Raw genomic sequence first — 23,628 nt, 5'->3', positions numbered from 1 at the left:
AGGCAGGTCACTCTTCCTGGAGGAAGAGGGCCTGCAGGTCGCTCAGGAAGTCGAAGCCTTTGTCGGTGGGCCAGGCGCGTTGCAGATCGCGCGCCAGCAGGCCCTTGGCCTCGGCCTCTTGCATGGCCTGCTGGATCGACGTGATCGGCAGGCCAGTGCGCTCGGTGAAGCGCGCCAGCTCGAAGCCTTCCTTCAGGCGAAGTGCGTTGAGCATGTACTCGAAGGGGCGCGCCTTCAGGCTGATGTCGTGTTCGTTGGAACACGCTTTGCCCTGCAGGGCCTGCGTCATGTAGGCCTGCGGTTCGCGCCAGCGCACCTGCCGCACGATGCGGTCAGGGAAGCTGATCTTGGAATGCGCGCCCGCGCCTATGCCCAGGTAGTCGCCGAACTGCCAGTAGTTCAGGTTGTGCAGGGCACGGTGGCCTTTGCGCGCGTAGGCCGAGATCTCGTAGCGCTCCAAGCCCGCCTGGCCGGTGGCCTCGATGAGGCGGTCCAGCATGTCGAAGGCCGTGTCTTCGTCCGGCAGGTCCTTCGGGGGGTGCGTGGCGAAGCGCGTGTTGGGCTCCATCGTCAGATGGTAGAGCGACAGGTGCGGTGGTGTGAAGGCCAGCGCCTGCTGCAGGTCGGCGTCCAGGTCGGCCTGGCTTTGGCCCGGCAAGGCGTACATCAGGTCGAGGTTGAAGGTGTCGAAGCAGGCCTGGGCTTCTTCGACCGCCGCGATGGCCTGCGCGCGGTTGTGCACTCGGCCCAGGGCCTTGAGCTTGGCATCGTCGAAGCTCTGCACGCCGATGGACAGGCGATTCACGCCGGCCTGGCGGAAGGCCCTGAAGCGGTCTGTCTCGAAGGTGCCAGGGTTGGCTTCCAGTGTGACTTCGCAATCGGGGTCGTGGCTCAGGCGGGCGCGGATGTCAGCCAGCAGGCGGTCGATGCCTTCGGGCGAGAACAGGCTGGGCGTGCCGCCACCGATGAAAATGCTGTGGATGCGGCGGCCCCAGATCTGCGGCAAGGCGGACTCCAGGTCGGCGCACAAGGCGTCCAGGTACTGTGATTCCAGGGCAGGTGAGAGGCCTGTTTTGGCGCTGGCCGCCGTGTTGCTGGCGCTGCTTTGCGATGAAGGCGAAGAGACCAGCGAGATCTTGGGCGAAGCCACTTCATGCGAGTTGAAATCGCAGTAGGGGCACTTCTTCAGGCACCAGGGCAGGTGCACATACAGGGACAGCGGCGGCAAGGCTTGCAGCGCGCCGGGGCGTTGCAGGGTGATCACGTCAAAGTCCAGCGGGCGTTCATCAATTCGCGCAAATGGGCGCAGGCGAGGGCGCGGTGGCTGACGGCGTTCTTCAGCCCAGGTGAGAGTTGCGCGGCCGACTGCTGGTGTTCTGGCAGCCACAACAGCGGGTCGTAACCGAAGCCGTGTTCACCTTGCGGTGCGTCCAGCAACGTGCCTTCCCAATGGCCTTCGGCGATCAATGGTTCGGGGTCTTCGGCATGGCGCACGGCGACCAGCAGGCAGGTGAAATGCGCGCGGCGATCAGACTGGCCTTGCATCTGCTTGAGCAACCAAGCGTTGTTGGCCGGGTCGATCAAGTCGCGTCCGGCCGCCTCTTCGACCTGGCCATGGTCGACGGCATAGCGGGCGGACCGCACACCGGGCGCACCTTGCAGGGCCCGCACGCACAGGCCCGAATCGTCGGCGATGGCCGGCCCCTGGCCCAGTTGCGCCGCATGCCTGGCCTTGGCCAGCGCGTTCTCGACGAAGGTCACGTGCGGCTCTTCGGCCTCGGGGATGCCCAGGCTGCCCTGCGTGACCAGTTCCAGCCCCAGCGGGCCGATCAAGGCCTGCAGCTCGCGCAGCTTCTTGCCGTTGTTGGAAGCAAGGATCAGTTTCATGGCTTGGCCAATGCCTCGGCTTGCAAGGTCACCAGGCGGCGGATGCCCGCCTCGGCCAAGCCCAGCAGGCGGTCCATTTCGGCGCGCGTGAAGGCCGCGCCTTCGGCCGTGCCCTGCACCTCGATGAAGTGGCCGGCGCCCGTCATGACGACGTTCATGTCGGTGCCGCAGTCCACGTCTTCCACGTATTCCAGGTCGAGCAAAGGCGTGCCTTGCACGAGGCCGACGCTGATGGCGGCCACCGGTTCACGGATGGGCGTGGCGCTGATCTTGCCCTGCGCCAGCAGCCAGGTGACGGCGTCGTGCGCGGCCACGTAGGCGCCGGTGATGGCGGCGGTGCGCGTGCCGCCATCGGCCTGGATGACGTCGCAGTCGAGGTGGATGGTGCGTTCGCCCAGCAATTTCAGATCAAACACGGCGCGCAGCGAGCGGCCGATCAGGCGCTGGATTTCTTGCGTGCGGCCGTTCTGCTTGCCGCGCGCGGCTTCGCGATCGGAGCGGTTGTGGGTGGCGCGGGGCAGCATGCCGTATTCGGCGGTGACCCAGCCTTCGCCACTGCCGCGCTTGTGCGGCGGCACCCGCTCTTCGACCGAGGCCGTGCACAGCACGTGGGTGTCGCCAAAGGCGATCAGCACCGAGCCTTCGGCATGCTTGGTGTAGCGGCGGGTGATGGCGACGGGACGCAAGGCGTCCGCCGCACGGTCTTGCGTGCGTTGATAAGCCATGGCGGGCTCCTGGGGAAACTGGCGTGGAATGACGGCCTGTTAAGGCTTGTGGCCGCCCCGGGCCGAGCGCTTGATCGCCTCGTTGATCTCGCGGATCGAACGTTCGATTTCGGCCTCGTCCAGGTCGTCGGCATCGACATTGTCGCCTGGGCCCATGCCACTGCCCACGCTCGCCTGGATGGTGGACGCGAAAACCTGGTCGCCCAGGCTGTCGGTCGAGGTGGAGGTGCTGGCACCTGGCTCCTCGTTGCTGGCCGACTCCCACTCCATGGCGATCACGGTGACGTTGTCGCACTTGGGGCCACCGTTGCGCAGCGCTTCTTCGACCAGCTCGGGCACCGAGTCGGAGATGGAGCGGGTGGTCAGGTGGCGGGTGATGACGTCGTCATCGACCGTGCCCCACAAGCCGTCGGAACACAGCAGGATGCGGTCGCCCTCTTGCAGCAGCAGCGGGCCCGCGGTGTCGACCACCGGCTTGCCGGGGCTGCCGAGGCAGGTGAAGAGCACATTGCGGTTGTAGCGGTCGTTCAGGGGCACGACCGTGTTCAGCGTTTGCTGCAGTTCGGAATAGGAGTGGTCGCGGGTGCGGGCGATGAGCTTGTCGCCGCGCACGAAGTAGAGGCGCGAATCACCGCAGTGAGCCCAGTAGGCCGCGTTGCCCTGCATGATGCAGGCGACGATGGTGGTGCGCGGCGTGTCGATCAGGCCCTTTTCACTGGCGTAGCGCAACAGCTGGTGGTGGCCGGCCATGACGGCGTCCTGCAGGAAGCGCAGCGGGTCGGCCAGGGTGGGACGGGCATCGCGCTGGTAAAGCGCCGCCATGGTCTGCAAGGCCAGTTGCGAGGCGACTTCGCCTTCGGGGTGGCCTCCCATGCCATCGGCCAGGGCGAACAGGCCGGAATCCCGCGTGTAGCAATAGCCCATGCGGTCTTCATTTTTCTCGCGGCCGCCTTTGCGGCTGATCTGGTAAACGGAGAATCTCATGCTGACCTCATGCCTTCGCACCTGATTTGAGGTTTTCAAGCTGGAGCTTGACCCGCTCGGAGAACGTCAGTTTGGAATAGCGTCGTTCGGTTTCACGGGCCAGCTCCTTCTGGAGCGCGAACACGCTTTGCGGGCGTGCCAGTGGGTCGAGCGACATGCACCACTCGGTCACTTCGAGCAGGTTATCCGAATACACGTTCCGCAGCCTCGACAGCGACAGGTTCAAACGGTCTTTTTCGAGGCGTTGGGGCGCATCGTTCGGGGGATACCCTTGCATGCAGGCATAAATGCACGCGCCAATGGCGTAGATGTCGGTCCAGGGGCCCAGCGAGCCGTCGCGGCGGTACATCTCGGGCGCGGCAAAGCCGGGCGTGTACATCGGGCGGATGAAGTTGCCCTCTTTGGACAGCACCTCGCGTGCAGCCCCGAAATCGAGCAAAACCGCCTTGTTTTCGTTGGTGACGAAGACGTTGGCGGGCTTGATGTCCAGGTGCAGCATCTTGTGCTGGTGAACGATGCGCAGGCCACGCAACATCTCGTCAAAAAGCGAGCGGATGGTGGATTCGCGGAAGACTTTGTCGCGCTTCAAATCGCGCGCCGTGACGATGAAATCCTGCAAGGTATCTCCTTGCAAGTAGTTCATCACCATGTAAACGGTTTCGTTTTCACGGAAGAAATTCAGCACCGACACCACACTCGGGTGGGATATCTGCGCCAACGAACGGCCTTCTTCAAAGAAGCTTTTCAGGCCCAGGCGGTACAGCGGCTGCTTGTCGGGTTTGACGCGCGGGATCAGTTCGCCCAAGGCCCGTTCGGCCAGGGAGGAGGGAAGGTATTCCTTGAGCGCCACGAGCCGGTGTTCGGGGTCTTCGGCGAGGTAAACCACGCCAAAACCACCCGCAGCCAGTTTCTTGACGACCTGGTAACCCCCCACGACGGTGCCTGACGGCAACGGGGCAGGTTTTTGCTTTGACATAATCGGGTTTTGTGTCTGGTGTCAAGTATCTATGTCAGTCTACTCCATGACCGGCTTTGCCAGCGCGGTTGCGTCGGTTCCGGAACACAGCGGCGAGGCCTCTGACGAGGCGGAATCCTCCAGTTCGGCGCGCTCGGCCAACAAGGTCCCAGGCGGTGGCGTGGGGGCCGAGTTGCGTTCGGTCAACAGCCGGTTCCTCGACCTGAGCTTCAAGATCTCTGACGAGTTCCGGGCCCTTGAGCCGGCCTTGCGCGATTTGCTGACAGCTTCATTTCGGCGCGGCAAGATCGAACTGAAGATGCAAGCGCAGCGGCCGGTCGAAACGGCCTGGCCCTTGCCCCAGCCGGACCAGTTGCACAGCCTGGCGCGCCTGGAGGGCATGGTCCAGAACTGGCTGCCCAAGGCGGCGCCCCTGTCGGTCAACGAAGTCATGAACTGGTGCCGTACCGCCGCGCCCATCGCCAAACTGGAAGAGGTGGCGCTCGATGCCGCACGCCAGGCCATCCAGGGCTTGCTGGAAGCCCGCCAACGCGAGGGCAAGCGCCTCGTGGCCATCCTGATGGACCGGGTCAATGGTTTGAAGGCCTTGGCAGAGCAGGCGACGCCCTTGGTGCCCCAGGCTGTGCAGCGCCAGCAGGAGCGCTTTGTCCAGAAGTACCAGGAGGCGCTGGAGGCGGTGGGGGGTGGCGTGACGCCCGAGGCCGCGCAAGAGCGCGCCCTGAACGAAGCGGCGGCCTACGCCCTGCGCATCGACGTCGACGAAGAGTTGATGCGCCTGAAGGCCCACCTGGACGAGGTCACGCGCCTCCTTAAAAAAGGCGGCGAAGTGGGCAAGCGCCTGGATTTCCTGATCCAGGAACTGCACCGAGAGGCCAATACCCTGGGCTCCAAAGCCGCGGCGCTGGAGCTGACCCAGGTGTCGGTCGAGATGAAGGTGCTGATCGAACAAATGCGTGAACAGGTTCAGAACATCGAATGAGTGCCGATATCGTGTCGAATGAAGCGGCTGTCGCCGGAGGTGACGAGATGGACTACCCGGGCAATCTTTTCGTGGTGTCGGCCCCCAGCGGGACGGGCAAATCCAGCCTGGTCAAGGCCCTGCTGGAGCTCGACTCGCGCCTGCAGGTGTCGATTTCGCACACCACCCGCCCCCCGCGCGGCCAGGAACAGCATGGCCGCGAATACCTTTTCATCGAGGACACCGAGTTCCGCGGGATGATTTCGCATGGGGATTTCTTCGAGTGGGCGGAAGTTCACGGCAACCTGTATGGCACCTCGCGCCACGCGATCGAGGAGCGCATCAAGGGTGGCGAGGACGTGGTGCTGGAGATCGACTGGCAGGGCGCCCTGCAGATCAAGAAGATTTTTCCCAACGCCGTGCTGATTTTCATCCTGCCGCCCAGCTACGAGGAGTTGCTGCAGCGCCTGCACCGCCGGGGCGAAGACACGTCCGACGTGATCGAAATCCGCATGAGCAACGCCAAGGTCGAGGTCGAGCAGGCGCAATTCTTCGACTACGTGGTGGTCAACAGCCTGTTTGAAACGGCTTTGTTCGATTTAAAAGCCATTGTTCACGCGCAGCGGTTAAAATACGCGGCTCAGCGTCGCAACAAGTCTGCCGTGTTCCGCGCGCTCAACCTGGTCTGAGCCCCCGTTCAGTCCCCTTTTAGAGGTTCCACCATGGCCCGCATCACCGTCGAAGACTGCCTGACCAAGATCCCCAACCGCTTCCAGTTGGTGCTGGCCGCGACCTACCGCGCCCGCATGCTGAGCCAGGGCCACACGCCCAAGATCGAATCGCGCAACAAGCCTGGCGTGACCGCCCTGCGTGAAATCGCGGCCGGCCAAGTTGGCATCGAAATGCTGCGCAAGGTCCCGACCTGATCTTGATTCGCCCGCTGGCGCCCGCCAGCCTGCACGCAAATTGCATGTCAACGGCCCACTCTGGTGGGCCGTTTCTATTTTGGTGATTGACACCCTTGGTGTCTGGCCCTTCCGTTCCGCGCTAAAGTAGTTCGCATGACCCAGGCCACTTCCGACGCCGCCGCAGCCTCTTTCGCGGCGCTGACCCACAAACTCGACTATCTGGACGAGGCGGATGCCCGCCGCGTGCGCGACGCCTACCGTTTCGCCGACGAAGCCCACCTGGGTCAGTTCCGCGCCAGCGGCGAGCCCTACATCACGCACCCGATCGCCGTGGCCGGCCTGTGCGCCGACTGGAAGCTGGATGCCCAGGCCATCATGGCCGCGCTGATGCACGACGCCATGGAAGACTGCGGCGTCACCAAGATCGAGCTGATCGAGCGCTTCGGCGCCCCCACGGCCGAGCTGGTCGATGGCCTGACCAAGCTGGACAAGCTGCAGTTCTCGACCAAGGAAGAGTCTCAGGCCGAGTCCTTCCGCAAGATGCTGCTGGCCATGGCGCGCGATGTGCGCGTCATCCTGATCAAGCTGGCCGACCGTCTGCACAACATGCGCACCATGGCCGCGATGGTGGCGCACAAGCGCACCCGCATCGCCCGCGAAACGCTGGACATCTATGTGCCCATCGCGCACCGGCTGGGTTTGAACCAGACCTACCGCGAACTGCAGGAGTTGTCCTTCCAGTACATCAACCCCTGGCGTTACGGGGTGCTGTCGAAAGCGGTGAAGAAAACCCGTGGCAACCGGCGCGACCTGGTGGACCGCATCCAGCGCGAAGTCGAGCAGGCTTTTGGCGAGGCCGGCATGGTGGTCGAGGTCTATGGCCGCGAGAAGACCATCTTCTCGATTTACCACAAGATGATCGAGAAGAACCTGACCTTCGCCCAGGTCAGCGACATCTTCGGCTTCCGCATCGTCACGCGCGAGCTGCTGGATTGTTACCGCGCCCTGGGCGTGCTGCACCAGCTGTACAAGCCGCTGCCGGGCCGCTTCAAGGACTACATCGCCATTCCCAAGGCCAATGGCTACCAGTCGCTGCACACGACGCTGGTGAACCCGGTGGGCACGGCGGTCGAGTTTCAACTGCGATCGCAGGCCATGCACGCCGTGGCCGAGAAGGGCATCGCGGCGCACTGGATGTACAAGACGCAAGAGGGCGGCGCCGAGGCCTCGCCGCAGCAGGCCGCCGTGTGGCTGCAGTCGCTCATCGACATCCAGCACGAGACGCGTGATTCGGCCGAGTTCCTCGAGCATTTGAAGATCGACCTCTTCCCCGAGTCGGTCTACGTGTTCACGCCCAAGTCACGCATCCTGGCGCTGCCGCGTGGGGCCACCTCGGTGGACTTCGCCTATGCCATCCACAGCGATGTGGGCGACCATTGCGTGGCGGTCAAGATCAATGGCGAGGCCGCGGCCCTGCGCACCGAGTTGCGCAGTGGCGACGTGGTCGAGATCATCACGGCGCCAAGTGCGCGGCCCAACCCGGGCTGGCTGAACTTCGTGAGCACGGGCCGCGCCCGCTCCAAGATCCGCCATTACCTGAAGAACATGGAGACCGAAGAATCGCTGGAGCTGGGCGAGAAGCTGTTGACGCAGGCCCTGCGCGCCGAGGGCCTGGCCCTGCCGGCCGGCGACGAAACCAGTGAAGGCGCCAGTGGTGCCACGTGGCAGGCCTTGATCCGCTGGGGCGGCAACCGCAGCAAGGACGACCTGTGCGTGGACATCGGCCTGGGCCGCAAGATCAGCAGCATGGTGGCCAAGCGCCTGGCGCAGCTCATGGCCGAGACGGGCGAGCGACCTGATGCACTGACCCTGACGCTGGGCCGTTTTGCCGATTCGGAATCGCCTTCGCACGGCGGCGTGGTCATCGATGGCAGCGAAGGCGCCACGATGCAGCTGGCGCCTTGTTGCCGACCCATTCCTGGCGACCCGATCGCCGGTTACCTGGGCCGTGGCGAAGGCCTGGTGGTCCACACGCAGATGTGTGGCGTGGGGCGCCGACTGTTCGAGCGCGACAGCGAGCGCTGGATCGATGTGAGTTGGGCCGACGAGCCCACGCGGCCGTTCGAGACCGCCATCGAGGTGCTGGTGGCCAATGGCAAGGGCGTGTTGGCGCAGGTGGCCGCGTCCATCAGCAGCGCCGAGACCGACATCACCCACATCGAGATGGGCGACGAACGCCTGGGTGAAACCGCCGAACTGAAGTTGACCCTGGCCGTGCGCGACGTGGAGCATTTGAACGACGTGCTGCGCACGCTCAAGCGTTGCCCCGTGGTGCTCAAGGCGGGCCGGGTCGTTCCCTGACTACCCTGGCTTGGTGGGGGCGGGGTAGCTGACGGACAGCACCTCGACCTGCTCCAGTCCGCCCGGCGTCATCAACTGCAATTCATCGCCCACGCGCGACTTGAGCAAGGCCCGCGCGATGGGTGAAATCCAGCTGACCTCGCCTTGCAGGTTGTCGACCTCGTCGATGCCTTTGATGGTGACGGTGCGCTCGACGTCGTCCTGGTTGACGTAGGTGACGGTGGCACCGAAGAAGACCTGGTCATGGCCGTGGTGCACGCTGGGGTCGGCCACTTCGGCGATGTCTAGGCGCTTGGTGAGGAAACGGATGCGGCGGTCGATTTCGCGCAGGCGCTTCTTGCCGTAGAGGTAGTCGCCGTTCTCGGAGCGGTCGCCATTGGAGGCGGCCCAGTGGACGATCTCGACGATCTTGGGGCGCTCCTCGTCGATCAGGGCGAAGAGTTCGTCGCGCAGGCGCTGGTAGCCCTGCGGGGTCAGGTAGTTCCTGGTGCCGGCCGGGATGGGTGAGGGCGCGAGCTCGTCCCCTTCGTCGCCATTGTCCTGGTCGGTTTCCTTGGTGAAGGCCTTGTTCATGGAGACTGATTGTGCCCAATGCGTCACGTCGGACCGTGGTTTGGCGCTCGAAGGGCCTACCGCCGCAGGGTGGATCCCGCAAAAATGAAACCATGTCTCAAGTCATCCACCTGGGCCCTGGCGCCCGCATGCTCACCACCCGAGAGGCGGCCAGCCGCCTGGGGGTGTCCCTCCGCACCGTGCAGTTGTGGGTCGAGGCGAACATCTTGCCCGCGGCCCGCACTCCAGGAGGGCACCGGCGCATCCCTTACAACGCGGTCGAGGCACTGGCCTTGAGCACGGGTTTGGGCGGCGACCCGCTGGCCGACCAGGCGCGATGTCGGGGCAATCCAGCGGCCATGCCACCTTTGCCCAGTGCGCTGGACAAAATGCGGCGGGAGGCCGGGCCGCACGACGTCCTGCTGGTGGCCGACGACCCGGCCTGGCAGGCACAGTGCGCCTCCGCCATGGAAGTGTTCGGGGCCGCCATCAGCTTGCGCTTCGCCGAGACCGGGTACCTGGCCTTGCTGCACATGGGGCAGCGCCCTCCGGACCTGCTGATCACCAATTTGGAACTGCCTGGCATGGATGGCTTTGCCATGCTGCACACCCTGGAGCGTTGCGAGGCCTTCTCGGGCCTGTCGGTGTTGGTCCTCACGGACTTGAAGGCCGATGAGATCGCCGCGCGGGGCGGTTTGCCAGAGTGGGTCGAGCGGTTCTCCTGGCCGACCTCGCCAGAGGCGCTCGCGGTGCGTGTCGGCCGCTGGCTGCTCACCCAGCGGCCGTTGCCGGGCATTCACCCTGAGCAGTGAGCCCCCCGAAGCAAGGGGCCACCTCGGTTTTCCGCAGGAAAGCACCTGCGTCGGGCCACCTTGATTGGCCTCAAGATGCGCATGTTTTCCGTTGGATGGGATGTGGCGGTGCAATGAGGCGTGTTTCGTGAGTGCGGGTGAATCCTCGAAGGTGTCGGGCAGCAAACTGGTGCGCCGGCTCCTGGTGGTGGTGTACCTGGGATTTTTTGGCGCGATTGCCCTGGTGTGGCGCAGCCCCTCCATGAGCCATTGGCTGGACCAGGGGGTGCTCAGCCAGTTGGGCCGCGATCTGCTGGCCACGCCATTCGGGCCTTTGGCCGTGCTGGGCGGCTATGTGCTGGCCGTGATGCTGGCCATGCCCATCCTGCTGATGATTTCCGTGGGGACCCTGGTGTTCGGCCCTTGGCTGGGCATGGGCTATTCCTTGGCGGGCATGGTGAGCGGGGCGGTCGTCAGCTACGGCATCGGGCGCTTGAGCGGTGCCTACCTGCTGGACCGCTTTGGCGATCCCCAGGTGCAAGACCTGGCGCGGCGCCTGAAGGACCGCAGCCTGCTGGCCATCGTGTTCCTGCGGGCCTTCCCGGTGGCGCCTTTTTTGGTCATCAACGTGACCGCGGGCGCTTTGCGCGTGCGCTTTCGGGACTATGTGCTGGGGACGGTGCTGGGGGTGCTGCCCGGCACGATCATGCTCTCGCTGTTCATGGACCGCCTGGTGGCCGCCTGGCGTGATCCGGGCGTCGGCACGTATGTGGGGGTGGCGCTGTTCCTGGTGGCACTGGTGACGTTCGCGGCCTTGTTGCGCAGGCGCTTGATGGCGGCCTTGACCGCTGGCTGAAGCCGGGTGACCGTCAAAGGGCCCTGAAAGCCGTTTCGTTCGACTGAGGCGTGTTGTCGAAAACGACTTCGACACGGATCAGGGACTTCACCGCCAGGCCTTTCACTTCTCCCGGTTTGAAGTGCGTTTGCAGGAAAGCTTGTTTCGCGGCGTCCTGCATTGGACGTGGCAGCGTGGATTCGTCCACCCTCACGCGCCGCACGGTGCCGTCCTCGTCGATGTACAGCGCCAGGACGGCGGAGAAGCGCCCCGCGCCGTCGAACTGCGGCGGAAAGGGCACGATGACCGGGGTGGTGTTCTTTGGCGAAGTGCTCAGGCGAGGGCGTGGGATGTATTCCTCGACGGGGGCCTGGTTGTCCGTGGGCGTGTTCGCCAAGCTTGCTTCGGCCTGCGTGTTCAACGCGGCCGGTGGCGATGGCTGTCCAGCCTCGGGTTGCCCAGCCTGAGGCGCCCTGACATCTTGCGCCATGACTGACCGGGTGTCAGCGGGCTGCTCTGGCATGGTGTCGGCGACCAGGTGTGGCGCTGGGGCCTGGACCAGCCGCATCTGCACGGGTCGAGCCCGGTGGGCGGTGGCCACGGCCACGTCTGGCTGGGATTGGGCGAGCAGCACCAGCCCGGCGCCATGGATCAGGGCCACGTTGGCGATGAGGGCGCCCAGGCTGGCTTTCATGCGCTTTGGTCCTTCGATCAGTTCATCAGCTCGCGCCAGGAGGTGCGGTGGGCGTGGCCTCCACCCGAGGGGGGAGGCGCGGGTGGCGTCTTGAGGTGCATGGAGGCATCGCTGCCGGGGATGATCAGGCGGGACGTGCCATCGCCCAACTCGATCCAGGTCAGGCCGACTCCCAGGAAGTCGCCCAGGTAGGTGCCGGTGATGCCGGCGGCCGTGCTGGGTGCAATGCCTCTGCTGATGTCGAAGGTGTACAGCCAGGACGAGCCACCGGCGGGCTTGCACTCGTTGGTGCCCGGGATGGCGGAGATCACCGCCAAGGTGCTGTATTGCAGCTGCATGTCGATGGCCACACGCTCTCCGGACGATGGCAGGTCAACCCGCCAGCCGCTGGCATTGCTCCAGTCCACGTTGTTGGCCGAGGACTTGCGCTGAGCCACGGTGCCCTTGTCGTCCGGTGGCAAGGTTTCCAGAGTCTGCACGACGATGTCAGTGCGTTGGCGCACATTGCCGAGGCCGGTTTCGGTCAATGCGTCTTTCACGGCGTAGATGCTTTGCACCGATTTGTCCGCGATGTCGCTGATGCCCAGGTAGCGGCCCGTGCCCACCAGGATGACAGGGTAGGCCCTGCCGTTGTAGTCGATCTCGGCGGTTTCCGGCCGGGTCATGATGGGTTGAGGTGTGGTGTCGTTGACCTTGAATGTGGCGAGCAGGAAAGCCTTGCCTTTGGGTTCGACCAGGTGGTCGATGTCGAAGCGCCACAGGTTGCCCAGGAGGTCGCCGCCATAAAAGCGTGTCGACGTGTTGTCGCTGCCTTTTTCGATCCACGCGTTGAGTTTGCCAAGCCCGCTGGGCGCGGCGCTGGTGCCGGCGGGGACCGTGTCGGAAATCATCGTGGGGATGCTGGTGACGGCGGGTGTGCCGCTGGGCGCAGCGCCCGTGTAGGCGTCCAGGACATAAAGGCGGCCATTGCCATCTCCGCCATTGCCGTTGTTGTAGCCGGAGCTGAAGACGACCACCCAGGTTCCGTCCTTGCGCTTGGTGATGATCGGATTGCCGTAGGTCAGGCCGAGGTTCGCATCGCTGAATTCCCACAGGGGCTTGGGGTCGGTGGGGTCGGTGACATCGAGCGCGTAGTAGCTCTTGCCGCCAGAGTTCAAACCGCCGACCAAGATGGTCTTCCAGGTGCCATTGACGTAGATGTCACCGATGGTGGGCGTGCCATCCACGAAGTAGCGGTGCTTGTCGCGGTAGTTGGTGTCGGCCAACAAGTACAGGTTGGGGATCACCGCCCTGGGCACGTAAGCCCACAGTTCATCCCCGCCATGGACCGCGTTGGTGGCCGTGGTGTCGCTGTCGCTCTTCGCGGCGAAGGCGTGAAGCATGCCGTCATTGGCCGCGGCGAAAACCACGGGCCTGCGGTTGGCGTGGCTGGCCACGAAATCGGCATAGCCAGCGTCCTCGTAGTGGAAAGGAGGCTTGCTCAGGTACACCGGCGATGCATTGATGATGTCGCCCAGGGCTGTGAGCCGAGGACGGTAGATGGCCGCGGTGGCCGTGATGGCGGGCTTGCTGCTGTCAGGCACGTAGGTGTAGTTGGTCAGGCTGGCATTGCCACGCAGGTAGTCCACCAGGTTGCTGCCAGAATTGGCCAGCGTCTTGAGGCTGTCGGGCAAGGTGGTGCACTGACCGGCCACGATGGCTTGCGTGCAAAGGTTGTTCAGGTTCGTGCTGAAGCCATCGGCGTTCAGGTTGGCGTACGTGAAATTGCGGCGCGTCGGTGTGGTGACGTTGGGCTGCGAGTAGTAAATCTTGCGGGTGGCCGCGGTCAAGGATTCAAGTTGGGCCTTGGCGCTCCAGACCGGCGTCTTGAGGTCGATGACACCCAGTTTGGCATCGAGGTTGTAGGCGATCAGGTCGCCCGACCACTCCACGGTCTTGAAGGTGGCGACGAACACCAGGTTGTCCTCGCCAGCGACAGGTTTGAGCGAGCTGGTTGCCGCCGAGGACGAGGCCCCGATGGTCTCTTTCACGGACGACAAGGCGGTGCTGATGGCGTCCGACAGCGAGCCTGGATCACTGGTGGCCCAGTACTGCCCACGCCCGTTCACCGCGGCATGCCACAAGTCGTCCACGTGGGTGGCGTCCTCGGAACTGCTGGGGTTGGGCCACATGACACCGTTTCGGTTGTTGAGGATGTCGTAGTAGGCGCCTTCGATCTGGCTGGGGCTGAGGTAGTTGGTCCGGTAGTCCAGGATGCCATTCACGCCCAGGCCCAATGTGAAGGTCGTCATGTGCTGGCTGGAGGCGGTGTCCCGGCCGTTGGGCGGCACTTCATTGCTGCACACGTCGTGACCCAGCGCGCCCGTGCAGTTGCTGAGGCCCGAGGTGCGCAGGTCGGTGACGTAGTAGTACTCGGCGACGTCCGCCAGGCTGCTGGTCGAGCCACCAGCCACGGTGGTGGTTTCCTCGACGACCTCTGGCGTGGACACCACCGTGGGGCCCACTGTGGTGACGGCGGCCGTCCCCGAAGTGGTGGTGGGGCCCGTGGTGACGGCGGCGCCAGGTGCACCGGAATACACCGCGGCCGACGAGCTCAGGGGGGCCGTCACGGCATTGCTTGGGTTGGGGCTGGGCACGGCGGCGACACAGGCGTTGCCGGTGGTGGCCGATCCTCTGTTGGCCCAATCGATCACGTTGGCGCTGGTGCCGGTGGTGGTCGACGGGGTCACCGTGGTGGTTCCCGTCACGGTGTTGGAGACGGTCGGGTTGGTGGTGGTGGCCGTGCCCGCGACATTGCCCGACTGGCTGTTCAGCACGTCATTGACGTAGATGACGGTGTTGGTCCACGGCGTGATGACCGTGGTGGTCTTGACGTCCGTTTTGGTCGATGGGGTGGTGGTGGTGTCGGTGGCCGTGCTGGTGGCGACGGTGTACTCATCGCCCTGCTGCGGCTGCGTGACCAATCCCTTGCACGTGGAGGTGGAGGTGCCGGCGGCCGTGGCCGAGTTGGGGCGCGAGTTCAACCGGTAGGTGTAGGACGTCGAACTGGGCACGCTCAGGATGGTGTACGTGCCGTTGTAGGACGAGGGCGAAGCACCCGCGATGGTCACGCTGCCGCCATTGGTGAAGTTGTGCGCTGCGCTGGTGGTGACGGTGATCGTGCACGTGCCCAGGGTTGCGCCACAGCGGGCCAGGCTGTTGTTGGCGATGCTGCCCTGGATGTTGGTCAGCGAGTAGCTGTTACGGTTCCAGCCGCGCCACGGGGTGAAGGTCTTGGTGGTGACGCTGGAGGTGGACACCGTCGTCTTGGGCGTCACCGTGGTGTCCACCCGGGTGCTGGTGGTGGTCCACGTCTTCTTGGTGGTCACGGTGACGGTCGCGCCGTCGTACATGGGGCGGTCTTCCAGGGCGTCTTGCTGGCCGACCTTGGTGCTGCCGTCGAGCTTCAGCGGACCATAGCTGGGGGTTTCAAGGCCTGTGTTCCAGTAGCCGTCGGTGGACAGGATGGTGTAGTTGCGCTGGCAGGCGTACTGCATCGGGTCGGTCTGTTGGCCCGGCGCCTTGTTGGCGAAGTAGCGGCCGACCTTGGCCAAGGCCCCGCGCAAAGGGGTGGACCCATCGGGGTCGGCCTTGTAGAGGTTGGTGTAGAAGCTGGCTTTTTGGGCCGTGTCGAACGCATTGACTTCCAGGAAGGTGGTACTGGGTGTCGCGGTGGTGTCGGCGATGGTGGTGAAGCCGACCCGGAACTTGTCATCGATGGGCTTGAACGACCGGCCAGCCACCGTGCGCATCATCAGGTAGCGCTTGCGGTAATAGGCGTACCAGTCGGCGTAGCGCTGGGCGTTGGCCGAGGCGCTGGTCATGGTGACCTTGGTGAAGACGCTGGAGCTCGTTCCCGTGCTGGTGAGGCATTCGTTGGCGAAGCCGCCATCGCTGGTCTTGTTCAGGCCGGCGGTGGTGTATTTCCAAGCCAGCGCTTGCTTGCTGCCGCTGTAGGTGTAGTAGTAGCTGTTAGTCAAGTCCGTGGTCACACGGGTGCCGATGCGCCAAGTGGTGGCCGCGGGGTCGCCGCTTCCCACCACGTCGGTGACATTGACCGTGACGAGGGGCTTGGACCAGGCCGTGACCGTGCCGATCATCCATTGCGTGTCGTTACTTGAGTTGTAGATGATGACCTTGTTGCCCAACGTGGTGTTGGCGGTGTTGGGCGAACTGGTGGTGATGGTGAAGGTTTTCGTGCCGGTGCCCAGGGCGATGGGCGCGGTCAGACCATTGGCGTTGGCCGCGGAGGCCTGGAATCCGTCGGTGGGTGCCGCGTCAAAAGGCGCATGGGGGTAAGGGGTGCCGTCCGCCTTGACGGGCAGGTTTTCCTCGTACTTGAAATTGGGGTTGTAGGCCAAGCCGTTGCACTGGCTGGAACGGCCGCCGTAGCGGGCCAGGGCGGCGGTGTCGGTTTTGTCGCCGTCGGAATCGAGGCCCAGATCGTCAGGCATGAAGGACCAGGCCATGCTGCCCGAGCCGTCCAGCACGAACATCACGTTGGGCTTGGCCGTGATGTCCGAGGTGCTGGCGAGTGGCGTGTTCGAGATGTCCGTGCTGGCGGCCTTCGCGGCCGGGTTGACGATGATGCAAGCCAGCAGCAGGGCCGCGAGGGCGCCGCGCAGCAACTTGGGCTGGCTGTCGGTGGTGGCGAGCTTCATGACGCTTCCTTCCGCGCGTGCTGACGCGCAAAATCGTTCTCAGAGGTGGACAATGGTCTCGACAAAACTGGTGGTTTGCCTGGCGTCGATGACGCGCACCACGATGCGGTAGTAGACCCCGCTGGCGGTGTTGAAGTCTTCGTAGTCCGAGTAGTCTTTGCGGCCTTTTCGATAGACCTTGCTGTTCGTGGAATTCAGCGGTTTGGCGCAAGAATTGCCGGTGTCGTTGGCACCGATCGCGGTGGAGCACAGGCGAAAGATCACGTAATTGGTGGTCGCGCCATTGATGGTGTCCGCGTCGTGTGGTCTGACCTTGCAGCTGGATCCCGGCATGTTCTGGGCTACCTTGCAGCCGTCCAGATCCCAGTTCACCAGCAGCTTGTTCTCGCCCGAATTGGCGATGACATCGACGTCGTCGTTGACCTGGGCGTAGTAGCCTTCGTTGGCCGAGTCTTTGTTCAGGTCGGCGCCGGAAGTGTTCAGCCAGGTGATGGCGTTTCGGGTGGCTTGGTCGGCAATAGCCGTGGCATCCTGTTTGAATCCAAGGTTGCCCAAGACCATCGAACTGGTGTCCACCGAGCGAACCAAGGCCAGCGAGGCCAGCGACAAGGCCACCAGGGACATCAGCGCGAACAGCAGTGACAGCCCGCGTTGACGCGAGCGGGAGGCGCAGGAGGTTTGAGTTTGGCGCACGGTGGTCTACCTCAGGAGTGCCACAGCCGGTTCCGCAGCGGGATCACGGTTTCGTAGACCTTGTAGCGATAGTTCGCCCAATCGGCGCCCAGGAAAGCCAGGGAGGTGGTCAGACATTGGCGGCCCGTGTGGCAACTGGTGGCACCAGTGACGGTGACATTGGTCGTGCCGACGTCCCAACTCACAGTCTTGGCACTGATGTCGATGTCGGGGGACGCCACGGGGTCTTTCTCGAACTGGGCGCTGCGGGCCACGACAAGCACCCGCAATGACAGCACCTGTTGCCATTCGTCGTTGTTGGCGGGCAATGTGCGGTTGTAGGTGTCGACGATGCCGTCGTTGTTCGTGTCCTTGCCGTACAAGGCCCTCAGCATCACGATCTGCGGCTGCAAGTCCTGGGGGGTGGACATGCCACCGGTTCCCTTGACCAGTTCGCTTTTCTGCAGGGACTGCTTGTCGTCGAGTGCGAACTGGCGCAAAGCCACATTGCCCAGATTGACCAGGTAGCTGCCTGCGGCATAGCCCGTGTCCGGGAGGATGCTCGTCGCCGGGTTCCAGCCGCCGTTGGCCACATGGGGAACCGTGGTGGCGGTCATGCCCGCGCTGGCCTCGATGACGCTGCACCAATTGCTCGCGTCGTGCGCCTCGGGGACGACCATCAGCAGGTCGCCTTGGGCGACGCCCATGGACGATTGCACCACGAAGCTGGTGGCGTCCTTGAGGTGTGTCTCGTTCACGCGGATCGGCACCGAGAACGAGGGCTTGCCACTGCGCAGAAAAGTGATGATGTCCGACCCATTGGCGCCGTCGGAAATCAGCACCGGGGCCAGGATGAAATTGGCGGCGATGCCGCCGAAGTTGTAGCGGACGTTGCAGCCCAGCGCCTCGGGATTGGCGCTCACGCCATAGCCGGCCATTTGCGCCTCTTGCTGAATGGCGTACAGGGCCAGGGCGCCATTGAGCTGTGCATCCGCACCATGGGTGGTGGTGCGCTTCTGGCCTTCGGCCATGACGACCACTTGGGTGATGATGGCCACCGTCAACATGCCCAGCGTCAAGCCCACCATCAGTTCGATCAGGGTGAAGCCGGCCTGCCTGGCCGATGCGAAGGTGCGGCGTGGTGTCATGGCTAGCTCGCGTTGATGGTGGTGATCGTGGTGTAGTTGTGCGTTGCACCATCGGCTTCGGTCCACTCGATCCGGATCGTCACATCACCGAAGTTGGCGGCGCCCGTGGCCACATTGATGGTGACGTTGGCGCTTGGAAGCTCCTGCGCCACCTTCGCCTGCCAGGCGCTGCACCGGGCATAAGAGGCGCAAGCGGTGGTTTGGTAGAAGGACAGGTTGTCGATGTGGTCCGACCACATCGTGCCCACCAGCTCACGGGCCAAGTAGGCTGCATCGGTTCTGGCTTTGGCCGAACTCTGCGCCTTGGTCATGTTGGCCTGCAGCCCCACCAGCGCCAGCACGCCGACGCTGAACAGCAAGACGCTCACCAATACCTCGATCAGCATGAAGCCTTTCGCGGACCGGACGGGGGGGCGGTGGAAGTTGGGGCGCATGGCTCAGCTCGCTGGGCAGATCCGCGGGTCGGTCGTGTCGGTCACGGCTTCGTCGCAGACCAGGGAGCGCCCGCCGCTGGAAATCATGACCTTGTACTTGCGGCGCGTGCTGTCGGCCGCACCGTCGTTCACCGAGATCACGCCGATGGGTGTGGCATTGGCCACCTGGCCAAAAGAGTTGAAGGTGATGCTGGTGGGGCCGGCGGTGCCGTCACGCTGCGTGGCCACCACGCTCACGCCTTCACCGCCACTGCCCACGGCCCGTGCCGCGACGATCTGTGGTGCGGTGGTCGGAGAGGCCGCGACCGAGCATTTGCTGGTGGGATCGGTGATGCTGACCACCCACGAGCCGCTGCTCGAACTGGTGGTGCAATCGTCGCTCAGAACCTTGGGGTCCGCCGTCGTCACCAACCAGAACGTCACGCTCTGGTTGCGGCGCACGGCTTCGGCGCGCGCTTTTTGCACGCCTTCATGGATGGATTCCGCCGTGTTGCGGATGCGGGCGTTGGCCATCCAGTCGCCCAGGCTGGGCATGGCCGAAGCCATGAGGATGCCGAGCACGGCCAGCGTGACGGCCATCTCGACCATGGAGAAGCCACCGTGGCGTCGGACTGCTTGATTGACTTGGCGAGAACCCATGTTGAAAACCCTTTGAACACATGAATGGGACCATTCACGTGGCCGATTCTAGGAAGGGGGGTTTCCGGGCGTGCGGCAATAATTGGCAGTAAAAAGGCCCAGTTCGACGGACGGTCGGTGGGCCCGACGAACGGTTTTTCAGCGTGGGCTGGACACCATTCTGAGGACGTCTCCATAGGACGGTGGAGGCGGAACAACGCCCCTTTCGCGCAGCACTTCGTGCAATGCCGGCAGTCGGAAGTGAGGCACCGAGGCCATGAAATGGTGCTCGATGTGGAAGTTGACGCGGATGGGCGCCACCGTCATGCGGGCCAGGAAACCGGCGCGCGTGGTGCGGGTGTTGCGCAGCATGTCGGGGCCGCGTTCGGTGCAGGCGTGTTCGGCCATCGAGCGCAGGCGCATGAACACGCCGAAGGTGGTCAGGTAGGCCACCCACCACACCGAATACACCCACAAGTGGCCGCTCAGGTACAGCGCCGTGGCCAGCAGGGCATGCAGCGCGATGAAACCGCTCATGTGGCGCAGGCCCTCTGCGAGGTGGGCCGTCCAGGCGCGGCGCGGCAGCTTGACGACGTCGGCCGCCACGGTCCACTTCACCAGCCCCATGTCCATCAACACCTGGCCGACGATGCGGCGCAGCCCGCTGAGCCCGCTGACGTCGCGCAGGAACTTGCGGCGCAAGGAGGCCTTCGAGGTGGGGAAGGGCTCGACCAGGCTCAGGTCGGGGTCGCCCTCTTGATTCGTTTTGGCGTGGTGCTTGAGGTGGTGCTCGCGGTAGCGGGCCACGTCCACCCAGATCCAGCGGCCGGCCAGCCAGTCGGCGGCGTGGTTGTTCAGCCAGCGGGTCTTGAACAGGGTGCCGTGCGCGCCCTCGTGCAGCAGGATGGCCAGGGCGAGTTGACGCCCGCCCACCACGACCACTGCCACGAGGTAAGTCAGGGGGTTGGGAAACCACACCAGTGCCGCCAAGCACAGCGCGATCACGCCCCAGGTGAAGGCCAGGGCCGACCAGCCCGCCAGGTCGGAGCGGGCGGTGAACTGGGCGATCTCCTCGCGGCTGAGGACGTCGGAAGGGCGCAGGCGCGCGGTGGTGGCAGAAGCGGTGGACATGGCAGGCATCCCTGGAAGGTCAATGGGGCACGGAGGGGCGCGGCGTGCCAATCGGCGTGGCGGTCGGCGCGTCAACTTGTGCGTGGAATCGGCGCCAGATGCCGTGGCCCAGTTGGTCGAAGGCGACCACGGCCTGGACGAAGCGGTCGCGCGCAGGCACGTCCACCAGGGGCGCGGGCAGCAGGGGATCGAACACCACGTGGCGGATGGCCTTGCGGCCCAGCAGGTAGGACTCGCGGGCGGCCTCTTCGATGCCCAGTTCGCCAGCGCGCGCGGTCCACTCGGCAAGTTGGGCCTGCAGGCGTGCGTAGGTCTGGTTGAGCGCTTCACCGCTCCACAGCTGCTGGATGCGGCGCTCGCGTTCCGCATCGAACTGGCCCGCGACGAAGACGCTGGCTTCGCGCTCCAGGCCCAGGGTGTACAGGCGCCGGCGCAGTTGTTCAATGTCGCCCTGCAGGTTGTCCGGGCGCACGAAGAGGCCGCGTTCGAGTTCGCGCAGGCCCAGCATGCCCAGGGCGCGGTCGCGGTGGCGCAGGGCCACGCGATCGCTGCGGCCCAGGGCGCCGCAATGCACGGTGACATGTCCGCCCTGCCAGGGCCGCACCCGCTGGCTGGCAGTGCGCCACGTGGCCACATCCGCCGCGAGTTCGTTGGCGCTGGCGCTGAGCTGGTAGATGCCGCGTCCCACCGACTCGATCATGCCGTCGGCCGACAGCCGCGCCAGGGCCACGCGCACATTGTTGGCCGGGAGGCCAAACAGGGCCGCTGCGGCCAGGAGGTGCCTGACGGGCAGGTGCTCGCTTCCAGCGGCCAACAGCAGGTCCAGGGTGAGGTTCTTGGCGGTGACGCTCATTTATTACTTTAAAACACGTTTTGTGTATTTTTAAGTAATGTATTCGGGTGCTGAACCAGCGTCAAGGTGTCCATGCATGAAAAAACCGCGCGGGCCATGCAGGCGCCGCGCGGTTCCGGGATGAGGGTGGTGTGGTCAGCGGGCCAGGCTGGCCACATTGCCGTGGGCCACCGCCACCGCCGTCATGTTGACAATGCGGCGCACCGTGGCCGAGGGCGTCAGGATGTGGGCCGGCGCCGCCGCGCCCAGCAGGATCGGGCCCACCGTCACGCCTTGCCCGCCCGTCATCTTCAGCACATTGAACAAAATGTTCGCCGCATCGAGGTTGGGCAGGATCAGGACGTTGGCCGCGCCTTGCAGCGTGGATTCGGGCAGCAGCTTGCTGCGCACGCTTTCGCTCAGGGCGGCATCGCCTTGCATTTCGCCATCGGCGGGGATGTGCGGCATGCGGGCCACGAACAGGTCGCGCGCCAGGCGCATCTTGCGGGCCGAGGGCCGGGTGCTGGAGCCGAACATCGAGTGCGACAGGAAGGCCACGCGTGGCGGCAGGCCAAAGCGCTGCACTTCTTCCACCGCCAGCACGGCGATGTCGGCCAGTTGCTCGGCGGTGGGCTCTTCGTTGACGAAGGTGTCGGCGATGAACAGGGAGTGGTTCTCCAGGATCAGCGCGTTCAGCGCGGCCAGGCCATGGGCGCCGGGCTTCTGGCCGATCACTTCCTGGATGTGGTTCAGGTGCAGGTCGTAGCGGCCGATGACGCCACAGATCATGCCGTCGGCATCGCCCAGCTTGACCATCATCGTGGCGATCAGCGAGTTGGAGCGGCGCACGGCCACCTTGGCCAATTCGGGCGTGATGCCGTCGCGCGCGCGCAGCTTGTGGTAAGCCTCGTAGTACTGGCGGAAGCGGTCGTCCTTGCCAGGGTTGACCACCTCGCAGTTGACGCCGTCTTTCAAGCGCAGGCCCGCGCGCAGCACGCGTTCTTCGATCACCTCGGGTCGGCCGACCAGGATGGGGTGGGCGATGCCTTCGTCGATGGCGACCTGGGCGGCGCGCAGCACGCGCTCGTCCTCGCCTTCCGAGAAGGCGATCCGCTTGGGCGCGGCCTTGGCGGCCATGAACACGGGGCGCATGAAGAGGCCCGTGTTGCTGACGAACTGCGACAGCGAATCGCGGTAGGCCGCGATGTCGGCGATGGGGCGCGTGGCCACGCCGGAGGCGGCCGCAGCCTCGGCCACGGCGGGCGCGATGCGCAGGATCAAGCGCGAATCAAAGGGCGTGGGGATCAGGTAGTCCGGGCCGAAGCGCATTTCGCGGCCCGGGTAGGCGGCCGCCACTTCATCGCTGGTTTCGGACTTGGCCAGGTCGGCAATCTGGCGCACGCAGGCCAGCTTCATCTCGTCGGTGATCTTGGTGGCGCCGCAGTCCAGCGCGCCCCGGAAGATGTAGGGGAAGCACAGGACGTTGTTGACCTGGTTCGGGTAGTCCGAACGGCCCGTGGCGATGATGCAATCGGGGCGCACGGCCTTGGCCAGCTCGGGGCGGATCTCGGGCTCTGGGTTGGCCAGTGCCAGGATGATGGGCTGGCGCGCCATGGTCTTGACCATGTCGGCCGTGAGCGTGCCGGCGGCAGAGCAGCCCAGGAACACGTCGGCATCTTTCACCGCGTCGGCCAGGGTGCGGCCGTTGGTGGGCTGCGCGTAGCGGCGCTTCGATTCGTCCAGCTTGTCCTGGCGCTCGGTGTGGATCAGGCCTTTCGAATCGCACATGTAGACGTTGCTGCGCTTCACGCCCAGGCCCACCATCAGGTCCAGGCAGGCGATGGCCGCGGCACCGGCGCCCGACACGGCGATCTTCACCTCGTCGATCTTCTTGCCGACCAGCTCAAGCCCGTTCAGCAAGGCCGCGCTGGAGATGATGGCCGTGCCATGCTGGTCGTCGTGGAAGACGGGGATGTTGACGCGCTCCTTCAGCTTTTGCTCGATGTAGAAGCACTCGGGCGCCTTGATGTCTTCGAGGTTGATGCCGCCCAAGGTGGGCTCCAGCGCCGCGATGATGTCGACCAGCTTGTCGGGGTCGCGCTCGGCCAGTTCGATGTCGAACACGTCGATGCCGGCGAACTTCTTGAACAGGCAGCCCTTGCCTTCCATCACGGGTTTGCTGGCCAGCGGGCCGATGTCGCCCAGGCCCAGCACGGCGGTGCCGTTGGTGATCACACCGACCAGGTTGCCGCGCGAGGTGTAGTCGAACGCCAGGCCGGGGTCTTTCTCGATGGCCAGGCAGGGGTAGGCCACGCCGGGCGAATAGGCCAGCGACAGGTCGCGCTGGTTGGTCAGCGGTTTGGTGGGCGTGACGGCGATCTTTCCGCGCGATGGCAGGCGGTGGTATTCCAGCGCAGCGTCG

Annotated in this window: 21 protein-coding genes; 6 read left to right on the top strand and 15 right to left on the bottom strand. The window is 64.8% G+C overall.

All coding sequences use genetic code 11. The annotated features are described in order from the left end of the window. Nucleotides 1–7 precede the first annotated feature (7 nt). The 5 genes from hemW to ACREB4_RS02785 are packed head-to-tail and all read right to left on the bottom strand — an operon-like array spanning nucleotide 8 to nucleotide 4,572. Entirely contained in the window at nucleotides 8–1,264 is a 1,257-nt protein-coding gene (gene hemW, locus ACREB4_RS02805) for a radical SAM family heme chaperone HemW (RefSeq protein WP_431586672.1), read from the bottom strand. Continuing rightward, nucleotides 1,261–1,887, bottom strand: coding sequence for an RdgB/HAM1 family non-canonical purine NTP pyrophosphatase (gene rdgB, locus ACREB4_RS02800; protein WP_431586671.1), 627 nt, complete (start codon nucleotides 1,885–1,887; stop codon nucleotides 1,261–1,263). Before rdgB ends, hemW begins: the two co-directional genes overlap by 4 nt. Continuing rightward, nucleotides 1,884–2,612, bottom strand: coding sequence for a ribonuclease PH (rph, locus tag ACREB4_RS02795; RefSeq protein WP_431586670.1), 729 nt, complete (start codon nucleotides 2,610–2,612; stop codon nucleotides 1,884–1,886). Before rph ends, rdgB begins: the two co-directional genes overlap by 4 nt. 39 nt (nucleotides 2,613–2,651) lie before the next feature. Next, nucleotides 2,652–3,596 carry a PP2C family protein-serine/threonine phosphatase gene (locus ACREB4_RS02790; RefSeq protein WP_431586669.1) on the bottom strand — a complete coding sequence of 315 codons (945 nt, stop codon included), beginning with the start codon at nucleotides 3,594–3,596 and terminating at the stop codon, nucleotides 2,652–2,654. Nucleotides 3,597–3,603: 7 nt separating this feature from the next. Next, on the bottom strand, nucleotides 3,604–4,572 hold the full coding sequence (locus ACREB4_RS02785; RefSeq protein WP_300546849.1) for a serine/threonine protein kinase: 969 nt from the start codon (nucleotides 4,570–4,572) through the stop codon (nucleotides 3,604–3,606). A 31-nt stretch (nucleotides 4,573–4,603) separates the two neighbouring features. Here ACREB4_RS02785 and ACREB4_RS02780 point away from each other — a divergent pair, with 31 nt between their 5' ends. The 4 genes from ACREB4_RS02780 (at nucleotide 4,604) to ACREB4_RS02765 (ending at nucleotide 8,799) form a co-directional block, all read left to right on the top strand. Further along, nucleotides 4,604–5,551: a YicC/YloC family endoribonuclease gene (locus ACREB4_RS02780; protein ID WP_431586668.1), complete on the top strand. Its 948-nt coding sequence runs from the start codon at nucleotides 4,604–4,606 to the stop codon at nucleotides 5,549–5,551. Between the two features lie 47 nt (nucleotides 5,552–5,598). Further along, entirely contained in the window at nucleotides 5,599–6,219 is a 621-nt protein-coding gene (gene gmk / locus ACREB4_RS02775) for a guanylate kinase (RefSeq protein ID WP_431586832.1), read from the top strand. Between the two features lie 33 nt (nucleotides 6,220–6,252). Continuing rightward, nucleotides 6,253–6,456, top strand: coding sequence for a DNA-directed RNA polymerase subunit omega (gene rpoZ / locus ACREB4_RS02770; protein WP_230181745.1), 204 nt, complete (start codon nucleotides 6,253–6,255; stop codon nucleotides 6,454–6,456). 135 nt (nucleotides 6,457–6,591) lie between these two features. Next, nucleotides 6,592–8,799, top strand: a complete 2,208-nt coding sequence (locus ACREB4_RS02765) for a RelA/SpoT family protein (protein WP_431586667.1) — start codon at nucleotides 6,592–6,594, stop codon at nucleotides 8,797–8,799. On the opposite strand, the gene greB is transcribed toward ACREB4_RS02765, so the two are convergent. Further along, nucleotides 8,800–9,372 (bottom strand): transcription elongation factor GreB, encoded by a 573-nt coding sequence (gene greB, locus ACREB4_RS02760; RefSeq protein WP_431586666.1) that lies wholly within the window; start codon nucleotides 9,370–9,372, stop codon nucleotides 8,800–8,802. A 92-nt stretch (nucleotides 9,373–9,464) separates the two neighbouring features. Between greB and ACREB4_RS02755 the strand changes: the two genes are divergently transcribed. Both ACREB4_RS02755 and ACREB4_RS02750 read left to right on the top strand, forming a co-directional pair. Beyond that, the gene (locus ACREB4_RS02755) at nucleotides 9,465–10,163 is read left to right on the top strand and encodes an excisionase family DNA-binding protein (protein ID WP_431586665.1); all 699 of its coding nucleotides are present in this window, start codon (nucleotides 9,465–9,467) and stop codon (nucleotides 10,161–10,163) included. Nucleotides 10,164–10,290: 127 nt separating this feature from the next. Beyond that, nucleotides 10,291–10,998: a TVP38/TMEM64 family protein gene (locus ACREB4_RS02750; protein WP_431586664.1), complete on the top strand. Its 708-nt coding sequence runs from the start codon at nucleotides 10,291–10,293 to the stop codon at nucleotides 10,996–10,998. Between the two features lie 13 nt (nucleotides 10,999–11,011). Here ACREB4_RS02750 and ACREB4_RS02745 read toward each other — a convergent pair whose 3' ends face one another. From ACREB4_RS02745 to ACREB4_RS02705, 9 genes are all read right to left on the bottom strand, one after another. Continuing rightward, entirely contained in the window at nucleotides 11,012–11,671 is a 660-nt protein-coding gene (locus ACREB4_RS02745) for a TonB family protein (RefSeq protein ID WP_431586663.1), read from the bottom strand. Between the two features lie 17 nt (nucleotides 11,672–11,688). Beyond that, on the bottom strand, nucleotides 11,689–16,371 hold the full coding sequence (locus tag ACREB4_RS02740) for a PilC/PilY family type IV pilus protein (protein WP_431586662.1): 4,683 nt from the start codon (nucleotides 16,369–16,371) through the stop codon (nucleotides 11,689–11,691). A 39-nt stretch (nucleotides 16,372–16,410) separates the two neighbouring features. After that, nucleotides 16,411–17,064, bottom strand: coding sequence for a pilus assembly PilX family protein (locus ACREB4_RS02735; protein ID WP_431586661.1), 654 nt, complete (start codon nucleotides 17,062–17,064; stop codon nucleotides 16,411–16,413). 11 nt (nucleotides 17,065–17,075) lie between these two features. Next, on the bottom strand, nucleotides 17,076–18,191 hold the full coding sequence (locus ACREB4_RS02730; RefSeq protein ID WP_431586660.1) for a PilW family protein: 1,116 nt from the start codon (nucleotides 18,189–18,191) through the stop codon (nucleotides 17,076–17,078). A 2-nt stretch (nucleotides 18,192–18,193) separates the two neighbouring features. Continuing rightward, nucleotides 18,194–18,625, bottom strand: a complete 432-nt coding sequence (locus tag ACREB4_RS02725; RefSeq protein WP_431586659.1) for a type IV pilus modification PilV family protein — start codon at nucleotides 18,623–18,625, stop codon at nucleotides 18,194–18,196. 3 nt (nucleotides 18,626–18,628) lie between these two features. Then, nucleotides 18,629–19,264 carry a pilus assembly FimT family protein gene (locus ACREB4_RS02720; RefSeq protein ID WP_431586658.1) on the bottom strand — a complete coding sequence of 212 codons (636 nt, stop codon included), beginning with the start codon at nucleotides 19,262–19,264 and terminating at the stop codon, nucleotides 18,629–18,631. 138 nt (nucleotides 19,265–19,402) lie between these two features. After that, nucleotides 19,403–20,374 (bottom strand): fatty acid desaturase family protein, encoded by a 972-nt coding sequence (locus ACREB4_RS02715; RefSeq protein WP_431586657.1) that lies wholly within the window; start codon nucleotides 20,372–20,374, stop codon nucleotides 19,403–19,405. Between the two features lie 19 nt (nucleotides 20,375–20,393). Next, nucleotides 20,394–21,227, bottom strand: coding sequence for a PaaX family transcriptional regulator C-terminal domain-containing protein (locus ACREB4_RS02710; RefSeq protein ID WP_431586656.1), 834 nt, complete (start codon nucleotides 21,225–21,227; stop codon nucleotides 20,394–20,396). A gap of 135 nt (nucleotides 21,228–21,362) precedes the next feature. Further along, a partial coding sequence (locus tag ACREB4_RS02705) for an NADP-dependent malic enzyme (RefSeq protein ID WP_431586655.1) occupies nucleotides 21,363–23,628 on the bottom strand: 2,266 nt, incomplete at its 5' end.

This window comes from Aquabacterium sp., from assembly GCF_050725395.1.
Lineage (GTDB): Bacteria > Pseudomonadota > Gammaproteobacteria > Burkholderiales > Burkholderiaceae_C > Aquabacterium.
The sequence above is the reverse complement of the archived record's forward strand: the minus strand, read 5'-3'. Positions and strand labels throughout refer to the sequence as shown.

Coding starts and splice junctions, on each gene's coding strand:
- ACREB4_RS02785 (WP_300546849.1), bottom strand. CDS start 4,572: ATGTCAAAGCAAAAACCTGCCCCGTTGCCGTCAGGCACCGTCGTGGGG.
- gmk (WP_431586832.1), top strand. CDS start 5,599: ATGGACTACCCGGGCAATCTTTTCGTGGTGTCGGCCCCCAGCGGGACG.
- ACREB4_RS02725 (WP_431586659.1), bottom strand. CDS start 18,625: ATGCGCCCCAACTTCCACCGCCCCCCCGTCCGGTCCGCGAAAGGCTTC.
- greB (WP_431586666.1), bottom strand. CDS start 9,372: ATGAACAAGGCCTTCACCAAGGAAACCGACCAGGACAATGGCGACGAA.
- ACREB4_RS02790 (WP_431586669.1), bottom strand. CDS start 3,596: ATGAGATTCTCCGTTTACCAGATCAGCCGCAAAGGCGGCCGCGAGAAA.
- ACREB4_RS02715 (WP_431586657.1), bottom strand. CDS start 20,374: ATGTCCACCGCTTCTGCCACCACCGCGCGCCTGCGCCCTTCCGACGTC.
- ACREB4_RS02780 (WP_431586668.1), top strand. CDS start 4,604: ATGTCAGTCTACTCCATGACCGGCTTTGCCAGCGCGGTTGCGTCGGTT.
- rdgB (WP_431586671.1), bottom strand. CDS start 1,887: ATGAAACTGATCCTTGCTTCCAACAACGGCAAGAAGCTGCGCGAGCTG.
- ACREB4_RS02740 (WP_431586662.1), bottom strand. CDS start 16,371: ATGAAGCTCGCCACCACCGACAGCCAGCCCAAGTTGCTGCGCGGCGCC.
- ACREB4_RS02745 (WP_431586663.1), bottom strand. CDS start 11,671: ATGAAAGCCAGCCTGGGCGCCCTCATCGCCAACGTGGCCCTGATCCAT.
- ACREB4_RS02755 (WP_431586665.1), top strand. CDS start 9,465: ATGTCTCAAGTCATCCACCTGGGCCCTGGCGCCCGCATGCTCACCACC.
- rpoZ (WP_230181745.1), top strand. CDS start 6,253: ATGGCCCGCATCACCGTCGAAGACTGCCTGACCAAGATCCCCAACCGC.
- ACREB4_RS02710 (WP_431586656.1), bottom strand. CDS start 21,227: ATGAGCGTCACCGCCAAGAACCTCACCCTGGACCTGCTGTTGGCCGCT.
- ACREB4_RS02720 (WP_431586658.1), bottom strand. CDS start 19,264: ATGGGTTCTCGCCAAGTCAATCAAGCAGTCCGACGCCACGGTGGCTTC.
- rph (WP_431586670.1), bottom strand. CDS start 2,612: ATGGCTTATCAACGCACGCAAGACCGTGCGGCGGACGCCTTGCGTCCC.
- ACREB4_RS02765 (WP_431586667.1), top strand. CDS start 6,592: ATGACCCAGGCCACTTCCGACGCCGCCGCAGCCTCTTTCGCGGCGCTG.
- ACREB4_RS02730 (WP_431586660.1), bottom strand. CDS start 18,191: ATGACACCACGCCGCACCTTCGCATCGGCCAGGCAGGCCGGCTTCACC.